The sequence below is a fragment of the Pseudodesulfovibrio portus genome (assembly GCF_026000375.1).
Lineage (GTDB): Bacteria > Desulfobacterota > Desulfovibrionia > Desulfovibrionales > Desulfovibrionaceae > Pseudodesulfovibrio > Pseudodesulfovibrio portus.
In genome coordinates, this window is sequence record NZ_AP026708.1 from 3,297,471 (window position 1) to 3,315,117 (window position 17,647).

Sequence of the window (17,647 nt, forward strand, 5' to 3'; positions counted from 1 at the left end):
GAACCGACATGCAAGTTAAAGAATTCAAAATCAAGTGGGGCATGGTCATAGATATTGACAAGTGCACCGGCTGCGGCGCCTGCATGGTCGGCTGCCAGGTGGAGAACAATATCGCTCCCATGACCAAATCGGACCCCTATAATTACGTTCAGGCTCTCACCAAGGACCGCGACGACGCGTCCAACAAGCTCAAGACCCTGACCTGGATGAACGTCTACGAACTGTCCAACGGCATGGCTTTCCCGGAACACGAGACTGCCTACCTGCCCAGGCCCTGCATGCAGTGCGGCAACCCCGCGTGCGTGCCTGTCTGCCCGGTCGTGGCCACGGACAAGAACGAAGAGGGCGGCATCGTCTCGCAGATCTACCCCCGTTGCATCGGTTGTCGGTACTGCATGGCTGCCTGCCCCTACCACGCCCGTTACTTCAACTGGTGGGATCCGCTCTGGCCGGAAGGCATGGACAAGGGGCTTTCCCCGGCCGCGTCTCCCCGTCCCCGCGGTGTGGTCGAGAAGTGTAACTTCTGCCACTCCCGCTACCTTGACGCCAAGAACAAGGCTCGCATCGACGGCGAGGACCCGATGAATCTGGCCGACGGCGCTTATTCCACCGCCTGCCAGGACATCTGTCCCACCGGCGCTATCCACTTCGGCGATCTCAACAATCCCGAACATGAAGTCTACGAGCTCCACAAGAGCCCGAACGCTTTCCGCCTGCTCGAGAAACTCGGCCTGGCTCCTCAGGTCTACTACATGTCCGAGCGCGAGTGGGTCCGCAAGCAGGGCGATAACTACAACGCCGGTGGCAGCGGTCACTAAGGGAGGCTGAAAATGGATAGCAAACTCTTCCCCGAAGGGGTTCAGCGTTGCGGTTTTGGCCGTTTCCTCATCTGGACAGCCGTTATTCTCGGCTTCTTCACCTGGGGTCTCTACGCCGCCGTCCTCGTACTGTATAACGGCATCGGCACCACCGGCCTGGACAACTACTTCGGGTTCGGTGCCTGGATTACCTTTGACCTTGCAGTGATCGCCCTGGGCGCCGGTGCATTCTTCACCGGTCTGCTCAAGTACATCCTCAAGATCAAACAGCTTGAGAAAATCATCAACCTGACCGTCGTGGTCGGTTTCATCTGCTACTCCGGCGCCATGCTGGTGCTGACGCTCGACATCGGCCAGCCGGGCCGCGCATGGTTCGGCTACTGGCACCCGAACGTCCACTCCATGCTGACGGAAGTTATCTTCTGCATCACCTGTTACTGCACCGTCCTGATCATCGAGTTCGTCCCGCTGGTCCTGGAGCAGAAGCAGCTGAACAAGATTCCCTTCATTCATGCGCTGGCGCACAACATGCACGTCAACATGGCCCTGTTCGCCGGTATCGGCGCCTTCCTGTCCACCTTCCACCAGGGTTCCCTTGGCGGTATGTACGGCGTCCTGATCGGTCGTCCCTTCGCCTTCCGCGAGGGCTTCTTCATCTGGCCCTGGACGTTCTTCCTGTTCGTCCTGTCCGCCGTCGGTTCCGGCCCGGTCTTCACCGTCCTGGTCGCCACCTTCATGGAGAAGCTGACCGGCAAGAAGCTCGTGGACTTCAAGACCAAGGCCCTGATGGGCAAGATCGCGGGCACCATGCTCTGCGTCTACATGTTCTTCAAGATCCTCGACACCTGGGCATGGGCCACCGGCTACCTGCCCTCCGTCGGTCTGACCTTTGACGACATGTTCTACGGCATGATCTACGGCAAATGGCTTCTCTGGAGCGAGATCATCCTGTGCGGCGTTGTCCCGGCCATCATGCTGGTGACCCCGTCCATCCGCAACCGTCCCGCGCTGCTGTACACCGCAGCCATCCTGGACTGCATCGGCGTATCCCTGAACCGCTACATCTTCACGGTTCAGACCATCGCCTTCCCGGCCATGCCGTTCGATTCCTGGCAGACCTACGCACCCAACTGGGTTGAGTACGCCTCGTCCATCATGATCGTGGCATACGGCTTCCTGGTTCTCAGCCTGGTCTACCGCTACCTCCCGCTCTTCCCGCAGGAGCGCGAACTGAACAGCTAGGTCCGGACCGACCCATCACGAATACAAAGGCCCCGCGCAATTGCGCGGGGCCTTTTGCGTGGGTGGGAGCCTTCCCGGCCAGGTCTACCGGATCGGCTGCCGCGATGCCCCCGGTGCATCGTTGACGGCGGATGGCCGCCTCATAATTCTTGTTATTGCACGGCCGGGTTGAACGAACCGTCAATGGATTTTGCGCCGGGGCAGGAAACAGGCCTGAAAATGTCGATTTTGGCACTGGAAATGGTGCTTCCCCGCCACTGATGGTGTGGGCATGCCAAAAAATGACATTTGTTGCAGACTAGTCGGCAAAAATACAACTGTTCCTTGACTTTTTTCCATTTTCAGACAATGATTTCTGTCTGTTCAGGAAGCTCTGTACGCCTATCGGCGAACATGAGGACCGGCTGGACTTTTTTTTGTTATCTTCTCTTTTTATGATCGGAGTAATCGTCAAATGGCAATGATCGAAGTGCAGAAGCTGCACAAGTGGTACGGCGACTTTCACGTTCTTCAAGGTATTACCGAATCCGTGAACAAGGGCGAGGTGCTGGTCATATGCGGCCCGTCCGGTTCCGGCAAATCCACCTTCATTCGTTGTATCAACCGGCTCGAGGAATATCAGAAGGGACAAATTCTCTTCGACGGCAAGGATATCCTGGACAAGGATGTCAATATCAACGACCTGCGCGCCGAAATCGGCATCGTTTTCCAGCAGTTCAACCTCTATCCGCATCTGTCAGTCCTGAAGAACGTGACCCTGGCCCCAATTAAGGTCAAGAACGTTCCCAAGGACGAGGCCGAGGAGCGCGCCCTGACTCTTCTGGAGCGGGTGGGCATCCACGACCAGGCACACAAGTATCCTGCGGAACTTTCCGGCGGCCAGCAGCAGCGAGTGGCCATCGCCCGTTCCCTGGCCATGAAGCCGAAGGTCATGCTTTTTGACGAGCCCACTTCGGCGCTTGATCCGGAAATGATCAACGAGGTCCTGAACGTCATGAAGGACCTGGCGCGGGAGGGTATGACCATGCTCTGCGTCACCCACGAAATGGGCTTTGCCCGCGAAGTCTGCGACCGGGTCCTGTTCATGGATGGGGGCGTGGTCGTCGAGCAGGCTCCGCCGGATGAATTCTTCAAGAATCCTCAGCATGAGCGTACAAAGAACTTCCTCAAGGAAATTCTTTAATTGGCATAAAAGCAAGTAACTTTAGCGAGGAGAGGTTTTATGAAACGTTTGGTACTCGTTTTGGCACTGGTACTGTCTTTCGTGTTTGCCGCGAACGTCGGTTTCGCAGGCAAGATCGAAGACGTGAAGGCCAAGGGCGTTCTGGTTTGCGGCGTCAAGGACTCCGTCTACCTGTTCGGTTTCATTGATCCCGAGACCAAGGAACTGGCCGGTCTGGACATCGACATCTGCAAATACATCGCCGACAAGCTGGGCGTGAAGGCCGAGTTCAAGACCGTTACTTCCAAGAACCGCATTCCCATGCTGGTTCAGGGTTCCGTGGACATGCTGGCCGCCACCATGACCCACAAGTTCTCCCGTGACGAACAGATCGACTTCTCCATCACCTACTTCATGGACGGTCAGAAGATCCTGGTGAAGAAGGGCGGCGGCATCGCTTCCGTTGCCGATCTGGCCAACAAGAAGGTCGGTACCGTCAAGGGTTCCACCTCCGAGAAGAACATCAAGGCTGCTCAGCCCGCAGCACAGGTCATCTCCTTTGACGAATACCCGCAGGCCTTCATGGCTCTGAAGCAGGGCAAGGTCAAGGCCGTGACCACCGACTCCGGTATCCTGGCCGGTCTCAAGGCCTCCGACGACAATCCCGACGACTGGGAAATCGCCGGTGACTTCATCGCTTCCGAACCTTACGGCCTCGGTCTGCCCGAGAACGATTCCAAGTTCCGTGATTTCGTCAACAAGTCCCTCAACGAGATGTGGCTCGACGGCACCTACCACAAGCTGTTCAAGAAGTGGATGGGTTACGACCTGCCCGCCGGTTGGCAGCTCGAGCTCTGGCCCATGTAATATGGCCTGATTCGGTTTCATTTACCGGGGGCGTGATGCGCGCCCCCGGTTTTTCCGAAAAATAGACATCAACAGACGGATAGTGTTTTGGATTACAATTTTCAATGGCATAAAATGTTTAGCGGTGAGCCTGCCCAGTGGATGTGGGACGGGTTTGTCACCACTTTGCAGATATCGTCCATTTCCCTGATTTGCGCCATGCTGCTCGGCATCATCATCTGCGTCCTGCGGATGACGCCGTTCAAGCCCTTCCAGTGGTTCAGCCTTGCTTACACCGAGTTCTTCAGGAACACGCCGCTGCTCATACAAATTTTCTTCTGGTACAACGCGTCTCACGTGATCATCCCGACGGCCATCAACGAGTGGATGAATGATCTCTACTATTGGTTCCCGGGTCCATTTTCCATGTTCGGCACCCAATTCGTGGGCGAGTGGGTCCTGTTCAACGTGGAGCTGATCACCGGCGTCATCGCCCTGACCGTGTACACCTCGGCCTTCATTGCCGAGGAGATTCGCGCGGGCATATTTTCCATCCCCAAGAACCAGCTTGAAGCGTCCCGCGCCGTGGGCCTTTCCTTCCTTCAGGGGTATCGCTACGTCATCCTGCCCCAGGCCCTGCGCATCGTCATTCCGCCGCTGATTTCACAGGCGCTCAACCTGATCAAGAACTCCTCGCTGTGCATGGTCATCGGCGTGACCGAGATGATGTTTCAGGCAACGCAGATCGAATCCTACCATGCCATTCCGTTCGAGGCTTTCTCCGTGGCCCTCCTGATTTACATGATCATCTCCCTGATCGTTTCATTCTGCATCACCATGTACAACAAGCACTTCATGATTCAGGTCATGTATTAGGGGAGATACGGAATGCATTGGGATATAGTCATACACAATTTCGATTACTTCCTCTGGGGTCAGACCCAGTTCGACGGGGTCTTCCCGTTCATCCATGAACCGGGCGGGTTGCTGGCCGCCATCATCCTGGCCGCCATCGGCATTTTCGGCGCCTTCTGGATCGGTCTGGCCGCAGGACTCATGCGGCTGTCAAAACGGTGGTGGCTCAAGATTCCCGCTGTCTGCTATGTTGAAATGATTCGCGGCATGCCACTCTTGCTGTTGATTTTCTGGTTCTTTTTCCTGGCCCCGGTGCTCATCGGGCAGACGTTGCCCGCGTTCACCACGACCATGTTCTGCTTCATGATCTTTACCGGCGCCTATGTCGCCGAGATCGTGCGCGCGGGCGTGCTCGCATTGCCCAAGGGACAGCTTGAGGCGGCTCGAGGCTCCGGCCTGTCCCAGGTCCAGGCCATGCAGTTCGTCATCCTGCCCCAGGCGCTCAGGAACATGATCCCGTCCTTCGTCAACCAGTTCGTCTCCCTGATCAAGGATACGTCCCTGGCCGCCATCCTCGGCGTGGGCGAGTTGACGCGTACAGGCGTTCAGGTAGACAACCGTGAAATGGTCGCCTCCTTCGAGATATGGATCACCATCGCGGTGCTGTACTTCATGATCTGTTACGTGCTGACGTCCTACAGTCGGAGATTGGAGGCCCAGCTCTCCCGCTATCAGGCCAGAGATCGCTAACCTGATCGGGCGTCAGCCCGGAAAAACGGTCGAAATATGTACCCCAGCGGTCCGGAAATGATGTAAAATCGTTCCCGGACCGTTTGATTTCGAGAGAAAAATACTTCGGAAAACACGAAAACATGTTCCTTGCGGAGGCGGTTTTGAGCGAGATATCTTTTCGAAACATCAAAAAACCTGAGGAAATCGAGGCCGAATCCTTTCGGATCATTGATTCCGAAGTGGCCGAGCCCCGTCCCTTTGCCGGTGCGAAATGGCATATCGTACGCAGGATGATCCACACCACGGCCGATTTCGAGCTGCTTGACCTGGTCCGGTTCTCGGGTCATGCGGTTGAAAGCGGCATCAACGCCTTGAAAGGCGGGGCCGTGATCGTCACGGATACGGAGATGGCCAAACGCGGGATTCCGGTCCGCCGCACCGACCCGCTGGGCTGCGTCGTCCACTGCCTGATGAACGATCCTCGGGTGGTGGCGCGGGCCAAAGCCGAGGGGATAACCCGGGCGAAAGCCGCAGTGGACGTGGCCGTGGACGAGCTGAAGCCGGACATTTGGGTGGTGGGAAATGCGCCCACCGCGCTTATTCGATTGGTTGAGCACGTGGATTCCGGCATGGCGGCACCCGCATTGGTGGTGGGCATGCCTGTGGGATTCGTGAACGCCGCCGAGTCCAAGGCGCTGCTCATGAGCCGCAAAATCCCGTATATTTCAATAGAAGGGCGCAAGGGCGGCAGCGCCTTGGCGGCCAGCGTGGTCAACGCACTCGCAGTGTTGTGCGCCTGATTCGATTTTTATCGCGGTAAAAAATGCGCTCAAAGGGATTTTCCTTGGGCGCATTTTGCGTTTTTTCATTTTCGTTTTGGAGCGTCGTCTGGAAAAAAATCTAAAAAGCTGGACTTGAAGCAATAACCTGTTAGGAATTCAGGTGAGTGTCGCAATTCAACAGGCGCTCGTGCGGTTTTGTTTCTGCCTGTTATTTCAGGCGATCACGAAGAGTAATCTTTCATTCGCTGGAAGGAGCTATGGCCAGGAAAAACAAAGGTAACAATTCGGTCACCATTTATCCGGACTGGTGCAAGGGCTGCGGTATCTGCGTGGAGTTCTGCCCGGGCAAGGTGCTTGAGTTGAACGACCAGGGGAAATCCACCGTGGTGCGTGAAGAGGACTGTATCGGTTGCGGCTTTTGCGAACTGCACTGTCCCGACTTCGCCATCGTGGTCAGGGGCAAGAAGCCGGTTGAGGCCGACATGGGCGACAGCGAACCGGAGCCCAAGGCAAAGAAGAAAGCAACGGGGAAGGGGGCTTAGTCCATGCCCAGACGCAAGAAACGCAAGGAAATTTTCGCGCTCGGCAACGAGGCCGTTGTCGAGGGCGCGCTGTTGGCCGGATGCACGTTCTACGGCGGGTATCCCATCACTCCGTCCTCGGAGATCATGGAGATCATGGCCGCGCGGCTGCCCAAGATCGATGATGGCGTATTCATCCAGATGGAAGACGAGATCGCTTCCATGGGTGCGGTGGTCGGCGCATCCCTGGCCGGGCGCAAGGCCATGACCGCCACCTCGGGCCCGGGCTTCTCGCTCATGCAGGAGAACCTCGGCTACGCCATCATGGCCGAAGCGCCCATGGTCCTGGTCAACGTCATGCGCGGCGGGCCGTCCACCGGGCTGCCCACCTGTCCGGCGCAGGGCGACGTGCAGCAGGCCCGCTGGGGCACGCACGGGGACCATCCCATCATCGTCCTGTCCGCTTCCAATGTGCAGGAGTGCCTGGACATGACCATCACCGCCTTCAACATGGCGGAGAAATACCGGACCCCCGTCATCCTGCTGCTCGACGAGGTCACCTCCCACACCCGGGAGAAGATCGAGATTCCCAACGAGGGCGAGTACGAGGTCTTTTCCCGCACCGTGCCCTCCATGCCGCCGGAATGGTACAAGCCCTACGAGGAGACCGTGCGCGGCGTGCCGCCCATGCCGCCCATCGGTTCGGGCTATCGTTTCCACGTCACCGGCCTGACCCATGACCGCAACGGGTTCCCCACGCAGCGCCCCGAGGAGATCGTGGAACTCATGGACCGCATCCACCGCAAGATCGACCAGTTCTTCTACGACATCCAGCTGGTGGAGGAGATCGAAACCGAGGACGCCGAGGTCTGCGTCATCGCCTACGGCTCCGTGGCCCGTTCCGCCGAACTGGCCGTGCATCAGGCGCGCGAGAACGGCGTCAAGGCGGGGCTCCTGAAACTGAAGACCCTGTTCCCGTATCCCCGCCGTCACCAGGAGAAGATTCTGGCCAAGGCGAAGACCCTCGTGGTCCCGGAGATGAACATGGGCCAGATGTCCCGCGAGGTGAAACGCGTGAACATGGGCCGGGCCGCCGTCCGGACCATCAACCGCATCGACGGTCAGATCGTCACGCCCTCGGAAATTCTCAAGGTCATCATGCAGGGGTAGCGTCATGAGCAACAACATCACCGGAAACGAAGTCATTCATCAGTATCTGAGGCACAACAAGAAATTCCCGCACGTCCTGTGCGCGGGCTGCGGCCACGGCATCGTGCTCGGCACCCTGATCCGCTCCATCCACTCCCTGGGCATCCCCAAGGACGACGTGGTCGTGGTGGCGGGCATCGGCTGCTCGGGCCGTCTGGCCGTGTACGTGGACTTCAATACCGTCCACACCACCCATGGCCGCGCCCTGAGCTTTGCCACGGGCATCAAGATGTCCAATCCCAAGCTCAACGTCATCTGCATCATGGGTGACGGCGACGCCCTGTCCATCGGCGGCAACCACCTGATCCACGCGGCCCGCCGCAATATCGGGGTGACCGCATTGGTCCTGAACAACAACATCTACGGCATGACCGGCGGGCAGTCCTCACCGGCCACGCCGGAAGGCTCCACCACCATGACCAACCCCTACGGCCAGCTCGACAAGAGCTTCGACACCGTGGAGCTGGCCAAGGGCGCGGGGGCCAATTTCGTGGCCCGCGGCACGGTTTTCCACGTCAACAAGCTGGAAAAGATCATGACCCAGGCCATCGAGCGCCCCGGTTTCAGCCTGGTGGAGGCCATCACCCCGTGTCACACCCAGTTCGGGCGCAAGAACAAGTACAAGAGCCCGGTGGACATGTACAACTGGCTCAAGAAGACGGCCGTTCCGGTGGAGCGATACAACGAGCTCCCCGAAGACAAGCGCGCGGACCGCATGCCCATCGGCGTGTTCGTGGAGCGCGACCGTGCCGGATTCGAGGAGAAGTACTACGCCATGCAGCGGGGGTTCCTCAAGGCTGCGGCAAAGGGGGGCAAGTAGATGAAAGGCCAACAGGAACTCGATCGTTTTGAAATACGGTTTTCCGGCCTCGGCGGCCAGGGCATCATCACCCTGGGCAAGATCATGGGCCAGGGGCTGGCGTTGGGCCACGGCTACAACGTCACCCAGACCCAGAGCTACGGTCCCGAGGCGCGCGGCGGCTCATCCAAGTGCGACCTGGTCATCAGCTCCAGCCCCATCAGCTACCCCAAGGCGGAAAATCTGGATATCCTCGTGGCCCTGTCCCAGGAGGCGTGCAACAATTATTACCCCTACCTCAAGCCGGGCGGCGTCCTGGTGCTGGAAACGGATCTGGTCAAGCAGCCGCCTACCAACCAGTTCCTGGGGCTGCCCTACACCGCCCTGGCGCGGGACAAGGTGGGCATTGTCCAGGCCATGAACACCGTGGTCCTGGGCTCGTTGTCCATGCTCCTGCCGTTCGTGAATCAGGCGACCATGCGCAAGAGCCTGGAAGCGGCACTGCCCGCCAAGATCAGGGCCGTGAACACCAAGGCCTTCAACCTCGGCCACAGGCTGGCCAAGAAGGAATGGGGCGAGGACGCGGGAGACGTGTGGAAGGAAGAAGAAGTCCTGACTCGTCGTTAGCCTGGACTGAACGAATAAAAAAGGGGTGCCGGATTTCCGGCGCCCCTTTGTCTTTGTCGGCTATTCGAATTTGGTCATGACCGTGGGGGCCATGCCCTCGTCGGGATTTTTGAGCTGTGGGAGCATTTCGCGGACGTTGTCGCTGATGGGGATGGTCCAGTTGTGGGCCGAGATCACGGTGCGGTCCACCAGTCGGGTGATCTTGGCGGACAGGTATATGAAGTTGTTGCCGATGACGTAGCTGCCGGTGAGCCGGGCCACCCTCGGGGGCAGCTTATCCGCCTTCTTGTCCGTAAGTCCCATGTAGTCGGCCTCGGAGGTGTCGCCGGCATAGAGGTAGTCGGTGCCGCCGGGCTCTCCTTCGGTGATGCGAAGCTTCTGCTGGACCAGCCGGTCCGCCACCTGCGTGGCGACGACCTGGCCGAACACGGCCGTGTCGTCGGGAGACACCTGGTTGATGAAGCGGTAGATGTAGACGGCGGAATACGAGGACAGCTCGTCACCGCCCACGTTGTCGCTCAGGATGTCGGCGGCATCGTGGTTGATTTCGATCATGGGGATTTCCGCGACGTCGTGATAGGGCACGGCCGTGGGGGCGTCGTCGAACACGTAGTTGTACGTGTTCTTGGTCAGCTTCTTGCCGTCCTCCCACATGCGGTTGCCGCATCCCGATGCGAAGAGCAGGGTGGCTGCCGCCAGAATCGTCAGTGCTGCTTTGTGCATGCGCAGTCTTCCCGGTTTTGGTTCAAACACACGTGACCAGCCGTGAGCGGGATTCGCTCATGGATATGATCGGCCGTTTACGGGATTTCCTTTAGGACGGCCCGGATGAGTTTCGTCATGGCCGCCGAGGACTTGCCCGCCTGTCGGATGACGTCGTCCAGGGAGGCCTCCTGCATGCAGTCGGGCAGGTTCTTGTTGGTCAGGCAGGAGATGGCCAGCAACCGGATTCCCATGTGGTGGGCGGCGATGGCCTCCATGCAGGTGGACATGCCGATGGCGTCCGCGCCCATCATCCGGTACATGCGGGTCTCGGCCGGGGTCTCCATGTTCGGTCCCGTGATCTGCATGTACACTCCGCGCTCCAGCCGGATGCCGAGGGCGAGCGCCTTGTCCACGGCCAGTTGCCTGAGCGCCGGGTCGTAGACGGCACACATGTCCGGGAAGCGGTCGCCCCATTCGTCGACGTTCTCCCCGCGCAGGGGCGTTTGCCCGGTCAGGTTTATGTGGTCCTCGATGAGCATGGGCGAGCCGGTCTCGAAGGAAGGGTTGAGAGCGCCCGCAGCGTTGGTCAGGATGAGCGTCCCGACGCCCAGCTCGCCCAGGACGCGGATGTTGTGCGTCGCCTCGAGGGGCGTGAATCCTTCGTAGAGGTGGAATCTGCCCTCCAGGGCCAGGACGGGAACCCCGTCGATGGAGCCGGATACGAGTCGTCCGGTATGGCTTTTCACGGTGGAGACCGGGAACCGGTCGATGTCGCCGAAGGGAATCGAGACCGGGTTTTCAATGGAATCGGTCAGGCCTCCCAGACCGGTGCCCGTGACCAGACCGACACATCCGTCTTGAATTTTGCCTAGCTTTTCCTGTATATATGCGGCAGAATGCTGTATCTTTCTCTGGTATTCCATGCTGGCTCCTTTGGTCGCGGCGGTTTCTGGGACGGGGGAGGGGCCTTTATCAACGGAACGTGTAGGCTTTCGAAGGACAGGCTCGTTTTATGGATATAGTGACACTACTTGGTCTTGCCGTCGGGTTCTCGCTCATAATAGGCGCCATCATACTCGGTGGGGCCGTGGACGTCTTCATCAATGTCCCCGGCATGATGATCGTCGTGGGCGGGACCCTTGCCTCCATCATGGTGGCGTTCCCGTTCGAAGAGGTTATACAGGCCTTTAAGGCCGCCTTCAAGATGTTCGGGCAGCGCAAGAGCAAGACTCGCGACGTGGTCAACATCATGGTCAAGGTGGCCGAGATCAGCCGTCGCGAAGGGCTCATCGCCCTGGAAAACGTCCAGACCGAGAACATGGTCCTCAAAAAATCCTGCCAGCTCATAGCCGATAACGCCGATCCCGACCTGATCCGCTCCACATTGTCCATCGAGATCAACTCCATGCGCCGCCGCCATCAGGTTGGGCAGGACGTCTTCAAGAGGCTGGCCGCCCTGGCCCCGGCCTTCGGAATGATGGGTACGCTCATCGGCCTGGTCCAGATGCTGACGCAGCTCGACGACCCCAAATCCATCGGTCCGGCCATGGCCGTGGCCCTGCTGACCACCTTCTACGGGTCGGCCATGTCCACCCTGTTTTTCATTCCCATGGCGGCCAAGCTCAGGGCGCGCACCCTGCAGGAGCAGTTGCACCTGGAGGTCATTTTCGAGGGTGCCAAGTCCATACTTGAGAACAACAACCCGAGACTGGTGTACGAGAAGCTTTCTTCCTTCCTTGCACCGGTGGAGCGTGAGATTCAACGATGAGCCAGGACGACGATCATCTGATTGATTACCGGGACGAGGAGGAAGGGGAAGGCCAGGAGTGGTTGACCACGTTTGCCGACCTTTCCATGCTGCTTCTGGTGTTTTTCGTCTTGCTGTACTCCATGTCCACTCTGGACACGGAGAAGTTCTCGCAGACTTTTTCGTCGGTGACCCAGGCTCTCCAGGGACGGATGAGGGAGATTTCAACCTCGCGCATTTCCCAGGAAGAGGCGGGCGTGCTCCTTGACCAGGCCCTGATGCGGCGGCAGATCATCGAATCCCAGCGCAAGGTCTTTGCCGAGGTCAAGACCCTGCAGACAAAGAAGGGCGTGGAAGGCGTGATCAGCGCCAATTTCGAGGACGGGGTGATCACCATCCGCGTGCCCGGCGACGTCATGTTCGATTCCGGCAAGGTCCAGCTGACGCCCCAGGGGGCAAGCATGGTGGCCACCCTCAAGGATTTTTTCATCAAGCACAAGGATCAGAATATCAAGATCATCGGGTATACGGACAATATCCGGCCGAGCTCGGGATCGCGTTTCAAGGACAATTGGGAGATATCGGCCCTGCGGGCGGTCAACGTCCTCAGGGAGTTGCTCAAGATGGGGCTGGAGTCCACCCGGCTGACAGCCACCGGGCTCGCCTACCTCAACCCGATCTATCCCAACACCTCGGACGAATATCGCGCCAAGAACAGGCGGGTTGAGTTCGTCCTGGAAAAAAGGGTTTCCGGCAACTGATAATCCGTGGCGGATGTGTAAGAGACTTTTGGGGGAATAATGGATTTTGAAATCAGCATACCGGATGAGGACGGACAACTCAGGAAGGCCTTCCGCACGAAGGTTCCCGGCCTGTCTGCCCGGTTTCCGGCCCTGGGCAGGACCCTGGGCGTCATGGACCTGAGCGCGACCGGATTCGCGGTTCTGGATCAGGACAAGGGTTTCAAGGAAAACCAGTCGCTTGAAGTGGAACTCCTGATCAAGGACAAGATTTTCCTGCGCGGGGCGAACGCCGTGGTCATGCGCGTACTGGACAACGGCATCGTCGGCATGAACTTCGTCGATCTCGATCGGCAGAAGCAGATCAAGCTCGATAAGCTGGTCCTCGAGGTTCAGAAGCGTCTCATCGCCCTGCGCAAGAAGAAACGCGAGCAGGGCTGACCGTGAATTCGAGTACGAGCGACCGTCACAAGGTCCTCATAGCCAATCGCGGCGAGATCGCCATGCGGGTCATGCAGGCCTGTCAGCGTCTCGGCCTGGATTTCGTCTGCGTCGCCACCCGTGAAGACCGCCATTCGGGGCACGTCCGTCTGGCGCGTGAACTGGGCGGCGAGAGCGCCGTCTACACCATCACATCCTATCTCGACGCCAACGAGTTGTTTTCCGTGGCCGATGCGAGCGGGGCCACGGCGGTCCATCCCGGCTACGGCTTTTTTGCCGAGGACTTTCGTTTTGCCCGGCGGGTGGTGCGCCGTGACCGGCCCATGGAATTCATCGGCCCCTCCTGGTGGGTCATCCGCGACCTGGGGGACAAGATCAACACCAAACGCATCGCCCGCAGCCTGGGCGTGCCCACGGTGCCCGGGTCCGACCGTCCCGTGTACAGCGAGATCGAGGCGGACGAGATCGCGTCCTCCCTGTTTGAGTTCCAGGTCAGCCAGGGAATCTCGAACGGCGTCATCATGGTCAAGGCCTCTGCCGGGGGCGGGGGCATGGGCATCGAAGAGGTCGGCGGGATCGAGGAATTCCGTTCCGTATTCCGGCGCATCCGCAACTACGCCAAGCGCAATTTCGGCGACGAGGGCGTGCTCATCGAGCAGCGAATTTTTGATTTCAACCATCTGGAAGTCCAGGTGGTGGGCGAGCGCTCCGGCAACCGCCATGTCCATTTCGGCACCCGCAACTGCTCGATCCAGTCCACGGGCAAGCAGAAGCGCATCGAGGTGGCTCCCGGCTTTGCCCCGGGCGTGGTGTCATACACCTTCGACGCCGGGCGCGTCATGGACGAGATCACCCGTCATTCCCTGGCCATGGCCGAGGAGACCCGCTACGACAACGTGGGCACCTGGGAGTGGATCATCACCCCGCGCGGCGAGCCGTTCCTCATGGAGGTCAACACCCGCATCCAGGTGGAGAACGGCGTGTCAGCCGTCATTTCCCGCGTGAACGGCGAGCCTGTGGACATCATCACCGAGCAGCTCCGGCTGGCCTTGGGCGAACCGCTCGGGTACAATCAGGACGCCATCGGCTTCGAGGGGGTCGGCATCGAATACCGGCTGGTGTCCGAGAACACCGACAACCGGTTTACGCCGTGCGCCGGGACCATCACGAAATTCGGCTGGCAGGACCATGAATGGCTCGACGTGTACACACAGGTGCCGACGGATTCCGCCTACGAAATCCCGATGGAATATGACCCCAACCTCGCCCTGGCCATCATCTGGGGCAAGGACCTGGCCCAGGCCAAGGAGCGGGGGCTCGTGTTCCTCGATGAGTTGGTGCTCGAGGGAAACGTTGCCGGCGCATCCGGCGGTTTTCACACCAACGTCGAGTTCCTGAAGCGCAAGACCAACGGGCTCCTGGAGTTCTGACATGGACGTTGACAAGAGAATTCAGTCCCTCAGGGATCGCCTGACCTACATCAGCGACATCTTCGCCGACCGCGAGGACGAGTCCGTCAGGCTGCTCACGGCCAAGTTCGGCGAGCTGCTGGAACGCCACGCGTCCCGTCCCGGCGGCGCGACCCGCGAAGAACTGATCCGCATGGAGGATCTGTTCGATTTTTCCGAGCGCAAGCTGGACACCACCCTGACGCCCATGGATCGGGTGCGCATCGTCCGGCATCCCCAGCGGATCTGCCTCAAGGACATCCTGGAAAACGTCTACGACAACTACACCGAGATCGGCGGACGGGGCGAGTACAACATCGACCCGTCCATGCTCATCGCGCGTGCGGTCTTTTCCCGCCGGGTGGGCGAGAAGGTCATCAACCAGATGGTCATGGTCATCGGCCAGGAAAAAGGGCACGGCGAGTCCTTCCGCAACGGCGGTTCTGTCAAGCCGTGGGGCAATGCCAAGGCCCTGCACTACATGAAGGTGGCCGAGACCGAGAACATTCCGGTCCACACCTTTGTCTTCACCCCCGGCGCGTATCCGGTGGAGGATTGGCCGGGCGCGGCCCAGCAGATCGCCCGCAATCTCTACGAACTGGCCGCGCTCAGGGTGCCCGTCATTTCGGTCTTTTCCGAGGGCGGTTCCGGCGGGGCCGAAGCCGTGGGGCTGGCCGACCGCCGCATCATGCTCTCCCACGGCTACTATTCCGTCATTTCCCCCGAGGGCGCGGCCGCCATTGAAGGCGGGCTCAAGCTCGGGGTACGCGCCACGCCGGAGCTCATCGAGAAGTGCGCCCGTCAGCTCTGCATCACCGCAACGGACAACCTGAACAACGGGTATATCGACCGGGTGCTGCAGGAGCCGCCGCTGGGCGCGCGTCCCTACCACTATGATTTCTTCCGCGAGCTCCGCCGGGAACTGGTCCAGGCAACCAATGAGACGGTCTCCGGCGTCAAGCCCATGAAGCTTTTCCGGGCCATGGCCGTGCGGGACAGCAAGTCCGACGACGCCGAGTCCATCTTCATGCGCTGGACCCTGTCCCCGACCTCGTTGAAACGGCTGGTGGAAGCGCGCCAGCGCAAGTACCGGGCCATGAGCCGCCATGCCCGCATGGACGGGACCGGCATCGTCAGCCGGGCCGTTGCCGCAGCCAAGGGGTCCATCTGGGCCACCCATTCCTTTGTCCGTTACGACCTGCTCGGACGGCAGAAGAAACGGCTGGACGCCATGTTCGAGGAGCTGGGGGCCGAGGCTCATCTGGTGCGCCGAAAGCTGCTCATGCCGCTCAAGAAGGGCGTGGACCGCATCCTGCCCGGCAACTCCATGGAGCAGGTCAGGGCGGGCGAAGAGGTCAAGGAACGGTTGACCCGGCTCTCCTGCCCGGAGGACGGGGCGTGCATCACCGGCTCGGAATGGGCGTGGATCAGTCCGCGCAGCCAGGAGGACAGGACCATTTCCTGTCCCAATGTGCGCACCCATCATTGCCCGGACCTGTGGGTGCCCGACCTGTTCGGCGACTTCGCGGGCGTGTGCCCCTCCTGCGGCCATCATTTTCCCATGGAATACCGCTGGTACCTGGAAAACGTCTTCGACTACAAGATGTCCAAGGAATTCAACCAGCAGCTGGAGTCAGTCAATCCGCTGGGCTACGAGAAATTCGACCTCAAGCTGGACAAGGCCAAGGAAAAGACCGGGCTGAAATCGGCCTGCATCACCTTTGAGACCGCCATCGAGGACGTGGCCGCCACCGTGGCCGTGCTGTGCGCCCCATTCCGGGGCGGTTCCGTGGGCGCGGCCGAGGGCGAGAAGTTCATCCGGGCGGCGGAGCGGGCGGGGCGCAAGCGCCAGCCGTTCATCGCCTATGTCCACGGCACGGCGGGCATCCGTATCCAGGAGGGCGTCAACGGCGTCATCCAGATGCCGCGCTGCACCATCGCCGTGCGCCGGTATATCGATGCGGGCGGCCTTTACCTCGTACTCTACGACACCAACTCCTATGCCGGTCCGGTGGCCTCTTTCCTGGGCTGCTCCCCCTATCAGTTCGCGGTCCAGTCCTCCAACATCGGCTTTGCCGGTCCGGGGGTCATCGTCGAAACCACGGGCATGCCGGTGTCGCCTGATTATCATCGCGCCTACCACGCCCTGCAGCGGGGTCACATCCACGGCATCTGGGACCGCAGGGAGGTCAAAAAGAACCTCCACCAATCCCTCTTGACCATGGGTGGGCGCAACCTATACTATCGCTGACTCTTGAGCGACACGGCAGCGTCAGGCTTGTTTAAAACACGCTGCGCCATACAGAAAGCAAAGGAAATATAGTGCTTAATATCAAAGAGTTACTTGATAAAGTCAAGGCATCCCCTTATCGCGAGATCGTGGTTTGCGCCCCCCATACCGGCGTGGTCGAGTTCGCCGGGCTGAAGCAGGGCGACAAGGTCCGGGGCCCCGGCGGGGACTACAAGGAAAAGCCCGGCACCCTGCTGGCCCACCTGACCCGCGAAAAGAACCGCAAGCCCATCATGGCCCCGGAAAAGGGCAACGTCGAGGTCATCCACACCCGGCATGAGGGACAGTTCGTCGAGGCCGGTGAGCCGCTGTTGACCATCAAGCATTACCTGACCCGCAAGGAAGTCATCGAGCTGATCCTCCAGGAGGCTCTGTATCTCTTTCGCGCCCCGGAGCGGGCAAAATACTATTTCGTGCCCGAGGTGGACCAGAAGCTGAAGGTTTCCGGCAAGCGGTCGGTCAAGGTCCACGAGGGGATGGAATTCCTCATCGTCTCCCGCATGAAGCGCGAGACGCCGCTGGCCTATTCCGGCCCCGAGGGAATCATCTATTCCGTATATTTCGGCCGGGGCGACAACGTGGATGAGGGCGAACCGCTCATCGGCGTCTGCCCGGAAGATCAGCTTACCGTCATTCAGGATGTGGTGGCCCGCATCCAGAGTGAATGGGAAGAAGAGGCGTAG

At 59.8% G+C, this 17,647-nt stretch carries 19 protein-coding genes; 17 read left to right on the forward strand and 2 right to left on the reverse strand.

Annotated features, from left to right (window positions below; all coding sequences use genetic code 11):
- Positions 1-8 precede the first annotated feature (8 nt).
- The 11 genes from qrcC (at position 9) to OO730_RS15820 (ending at position 9,593) form a co-directional block, all read left to right on the forward strand.
- Positions 9-818, forward strand: coding sequence for a menaquinone reductase iron-sulfur cluster-binding subunit QrcC (gene qrcC, locus OO730_RS15770; RefSeq protein ID WP_264982446.1), 810 nt, complete (start codon positions 9-11; stop codon positions 816-818).
- Positions 819-830: 12 nt separating this feature from the next.
- Positions 831-2,060 carry a menaquinone reductase integral membrane subunit QrcD gene (gene qrcD / locus OO730_RS15775; protein WP_264982447.1) on the forward strand — a complete coding sequence of 410 codons (1,230 nt, stop codon included), beginning with the start codon at positions 831-833 and terminating at the stop codon, positions 2,058-2,060.
- A 454-nt stretch (positions 2,061-2,514) separates the two neighbouring features.
- Positions 2,515-3,243, forward strand: coding sequence for an amino acid ABC transporter ATP-binding protein (locus tag OO730_RS15780; protein WP_323373361.1), 729 nt, complete (start codon positions 2,515-2,517; stop codon positions 3,241-3,243).
- 39 nt (positions 3,244-3,282) lie between these two features.
- Positions 3,283-4,089 carry an ABC transporter substrate-binding protein gene (locus tag OO730_RS15785; RefSeq protein WP_264982448.1) on the forward strand — a complete coding sequence of 269 codons (807 nt, stop codon included), beginning with the start codon at positions 3,283-3,285 and terminating at the stop codon, positions 4,087-4,089.
- An 87-nt stretch (positions 4,090-4,176) separates the two neighbouring features.
- The gene (locus tag OO730_RS15790; protein ID WP_264982449.1) at positions 4,177-4,944 is read left to right on the forward strand and encodes an amino acid ABC transporter permease; all 768 of its coding nucleotides are present in this window, start codon (positions 4,177-4,179) and stop codon (positions 4,942-4,944) included.
- A 12-nt stretch (positions 4,945-4,956) separates the two neighbouring features.
- Positions 4,957-5,673 (forward strand): amino acid ABC transporter permease, encoded by a 717-nt coding sequence (locus tag OO730_RS15795; protein WP_264982450.1) that lies wholly within the window; start codon positions 4,957-4,959, stop codon positions 5,671-5,673.
- Positions 5,674-5,795: 122 nt separating this feature from the next.
- Complete coding sequence (locus OO730_RS15800; protein ID WP_264982451.1) at positions 5,796-6,455, forward strand: precorrin-8X methylmutase; 660 nt, start codon at positions 5,796-5,798, stop codon at positions 6,453-6,455.
- A gap of 239 nt (positions 6,456-6,694) precedes the next feature.
- Positions 6,695-6,979, forward strand: a complete 285-nt coding sequence (locus OO730_RS15805) for a 4Fe-4S dicluster domain-containing protein (RefSeq protein ID WP_264982452.1) — start codon at positions 6,695-6,697, stop codon at positions 6,977-6,979.
- A 3-nt stretch (positions 6,980-6,982) separates the two neighbouring features.
- Complete coding sequence (locus OO730_RS15810; protein ID WP_264982453.1) at positions 6,983-8,128, forward strand: 2-oxoacid:acceptor oxidoreductase subunit alpha; 1,146 nt, start codon at positions 6,983-6,985, stop codon at positions 8,126-8,128.
- A 4-nt stretch (positions 8,129-8,132) separates the two neighbouring features.
- Positions 8,133-8,987: a 2-oxoacid:ferredoxin oxidoreductase subunit beta gene (locus tag OO730_RS15815; RefSeq protein ID WP_264982454.1), complete on the forward strand. Its 855-nt coding sequence runs from the start codon at positions 8,133-8,135 to the stop codon at positions 8,985-8,987.
- The gene (locus OO730_RS15820; RefSeq protein ID WP_264982455.1) at positions 8,988-9,593 is read left to right on the forward strand and encodes a 2-oxoacid:acceptor oxidoreductase family protein; all 606 of its coding nucleotides are present in this window, start codon (positions 8,988-8,990) and stop codon (positions 9,591-9,593) included.
- 60 nt (positions 9,594-9,653) lie between these two features.
- Here OO730_RS15820 and OO730_RS15825 read toward each other — a convergent pair whose 3' ends face one another.
- Positions 9,654-10,316, reverse strand: a complete 663-nt coding sequence (locus OO730_RS15825) for a FlgO family outer membrane protein (RefSeq protein ID WP_264982456.1) — start codon at positions 10,314-10,316, stop codon at positions 9,654-9,656.
- 77 nt (positions 10,317-10,393) lie between these two features.
- On the reverse strand, positions 10,394-11,221 hold the full coding sequence (locus tag OO730_RS15830) for a purine-nucleoside phosphorylase (RefSeq protein WP_264982457.1): 828 nt from the start codon (positions 11,219-11,221) through the stop codon (positions 10,394-10,396).
- An 89-nt stretch (positions 11,222-11,310) separates the two neighbouring features.
- On the opposite strand from OO730_RS15830, the gene OO730_RS15835 reads away from it, so the two are divergent.
- The 6 genes from OO730_RS15835 (at position 11,311) to OO730_RS15860 (ending at position 17,647) form a co-directional block, all read left to right on the forward strand.
- Complete coding sequence (locus tag OO730_RS15835; protein ID WP_264982458.1) at positions 11,311-12,066, forward strand: motility protein A; 756 nt, start codon at positions 11,311-11,313, stop codon at positions 12,064-12,066.
- A complete protein-coding gene (locus tag OO730_RS15840) occupies positions 12,063-12,806 on the forward strand; it encodes a flagellar motor protein MotB (RefSeq protein ID WP_264982459.1) in 744 nt (247 codons plus the stop codon). The genes OO730_RS15835 and OO730_RS15840 overlap by 4 nt, the downstream gene beginning before the upstream one ends.
- Before the next feature lie 39 nt (positions 12,807-12,845).
- Entirely contained in the window at positions 12,846-13,226 is a 381-nt protein-coding gene (locus OO730_RS15845) for a PilZ domain-containing protein (protein WP_264982460.1), read from the forward strand.
- A gap of 2 nt (positions 13,227-13,228) precedes the next feature.
- Positions 13,229-14,656, forward strand: a complete 1,428-nt coding sequence (locus OO730_RS15850) for an ATP-binding protein (RefSeq protein ID WP_264982461.1) — start codon at positions 13,229-13,231, stop codon at positions 14,654-14,656.
- 1 nt (position 14,657) lies between these two features.
- Complete coding sequence (locus OO730_RS15855) at positions 14,658-16,925, forward strand: acetyl-CoA carboxylase carboxyl transferase subunit alpha/beta (protein WP_264982462.1); 2,268 nt, start codon at positions 14,658-14,660, stop codon at positions 16,923-16,925.
- A 71-nt stretch (positions 16,926-16,996) separates the two neighbouring features.
- A complete protein-coding gene (locus OO730_RS15860; RefSeq protein ID WP_264982463.1) occupies positions 16,997-17,647 on the forward strand; it encodes a biotin attachment protein in 651 nt (216 codons plus the stop codon).

Coding starts and splice junctions, on each gene's coding strand:
- OO730_RS15815 (WP_264982454.1), top strand. CDS start 8,133: ATGAGCAACAACATCACCGGAAACGAAGTCATTCATCAGTATCTGAGG.
- qrcC (WP_264982446.1), top strand. CDS start 9: ATGCAAGTTAAAGAATTCAAAATCAAGTGGGGCATGGTCATAGATATT.
- OO730_RS15825 (WP_264982456.1), bottom strand. CDS start 10,316: ATGCACAAAGCAGCACTGACGATTCTGGCGGCAGCCACCCTGCTCTTC.
- OO730_RS15820 (WP_264982455.1), top strand. CDS start 8,988: ATGAAAGGCCAACAGGAACTCGATCGTTTTGAAATACGGTTTTCCGGC.
- OO730_RS15845 (WP_264982460.1), top strand. CDS start 12,846: ATGGATTTTGAAATCAGCATACCGGATGAGGACGGACAACTCAGGAAG.
- OO730_RS15855 (WP_264982462.1), top strand. CDS start 14,658: ATGGACGTTGACAAGAGAATTCAGTCCCTCAGGGATCGCCTGACCTAC.
- OO730_RS15780 (WP_323373361.1), top strand. CDS start 2,515: ATGGCAATGATCGAAGTGCAGAAGCTGCACAAGTGGTACGGCGACTTT.
- OO730_RS15805 (WP_264982452.1), top strand. CDS start 6,695: ATGGCCAGGAAAAACAAAGGTAACAATTCGGTCACCATTTATCCGGAC.
- OO730_RS15795 (WP_264982450.1), top strand. CDS start 4,957: ATGCATTGGGATATAGTCATACACAATTTCGATTACTTCCTCTGGGGT.
- OO730_RS15800 (WP_264982451.1), top strand. CDS start 5,796: ATGTTCCTTGCGGAGGCGGTTTTGAGCGAGATATCTTTTCGAAACATC.
- OO730_RS15785 (WP_264982448.1), top strand. CDS start 3,283: ATGAAACGTTTGGTACTCGTTTTGGCACTGGTACTGTCTTTCGTGTTT.
- OO730_RS15835 (WP_264982458.1), top strand. CDS start 11,311: ATGGATATAGTGACACTACTTGGTCTTGCCGTCGGGTTCTCGCTCATA.
- OO730_RS15840 (WP_264982459.1), top strand. CDS start 12,063: ATGAGCCAGGACGACGATCATCTGATTGATTACCGGGACGAGGAGGAA.
- OO730_RS15830 (WP_264982457.1), bottom strand. CDS start 11,221: ATGGAATACCAGAGAAAGATACAGCATTCTGCCGCATATATACAGGAA.
- qrcD (WP_264982447.1), top strand. CDS start 831: ATGGATAGCAAACTCTTCCCCGAAGGGGTTCAGCGTTGCGGTTTTGGC.
- OO730_RS15810 (WP_264982453.1), top strand. CDS start 6,983: ATGCCCAGACGCAAGAAACGCAAGGAAATTTTCGCGCTCGGCAACGAG.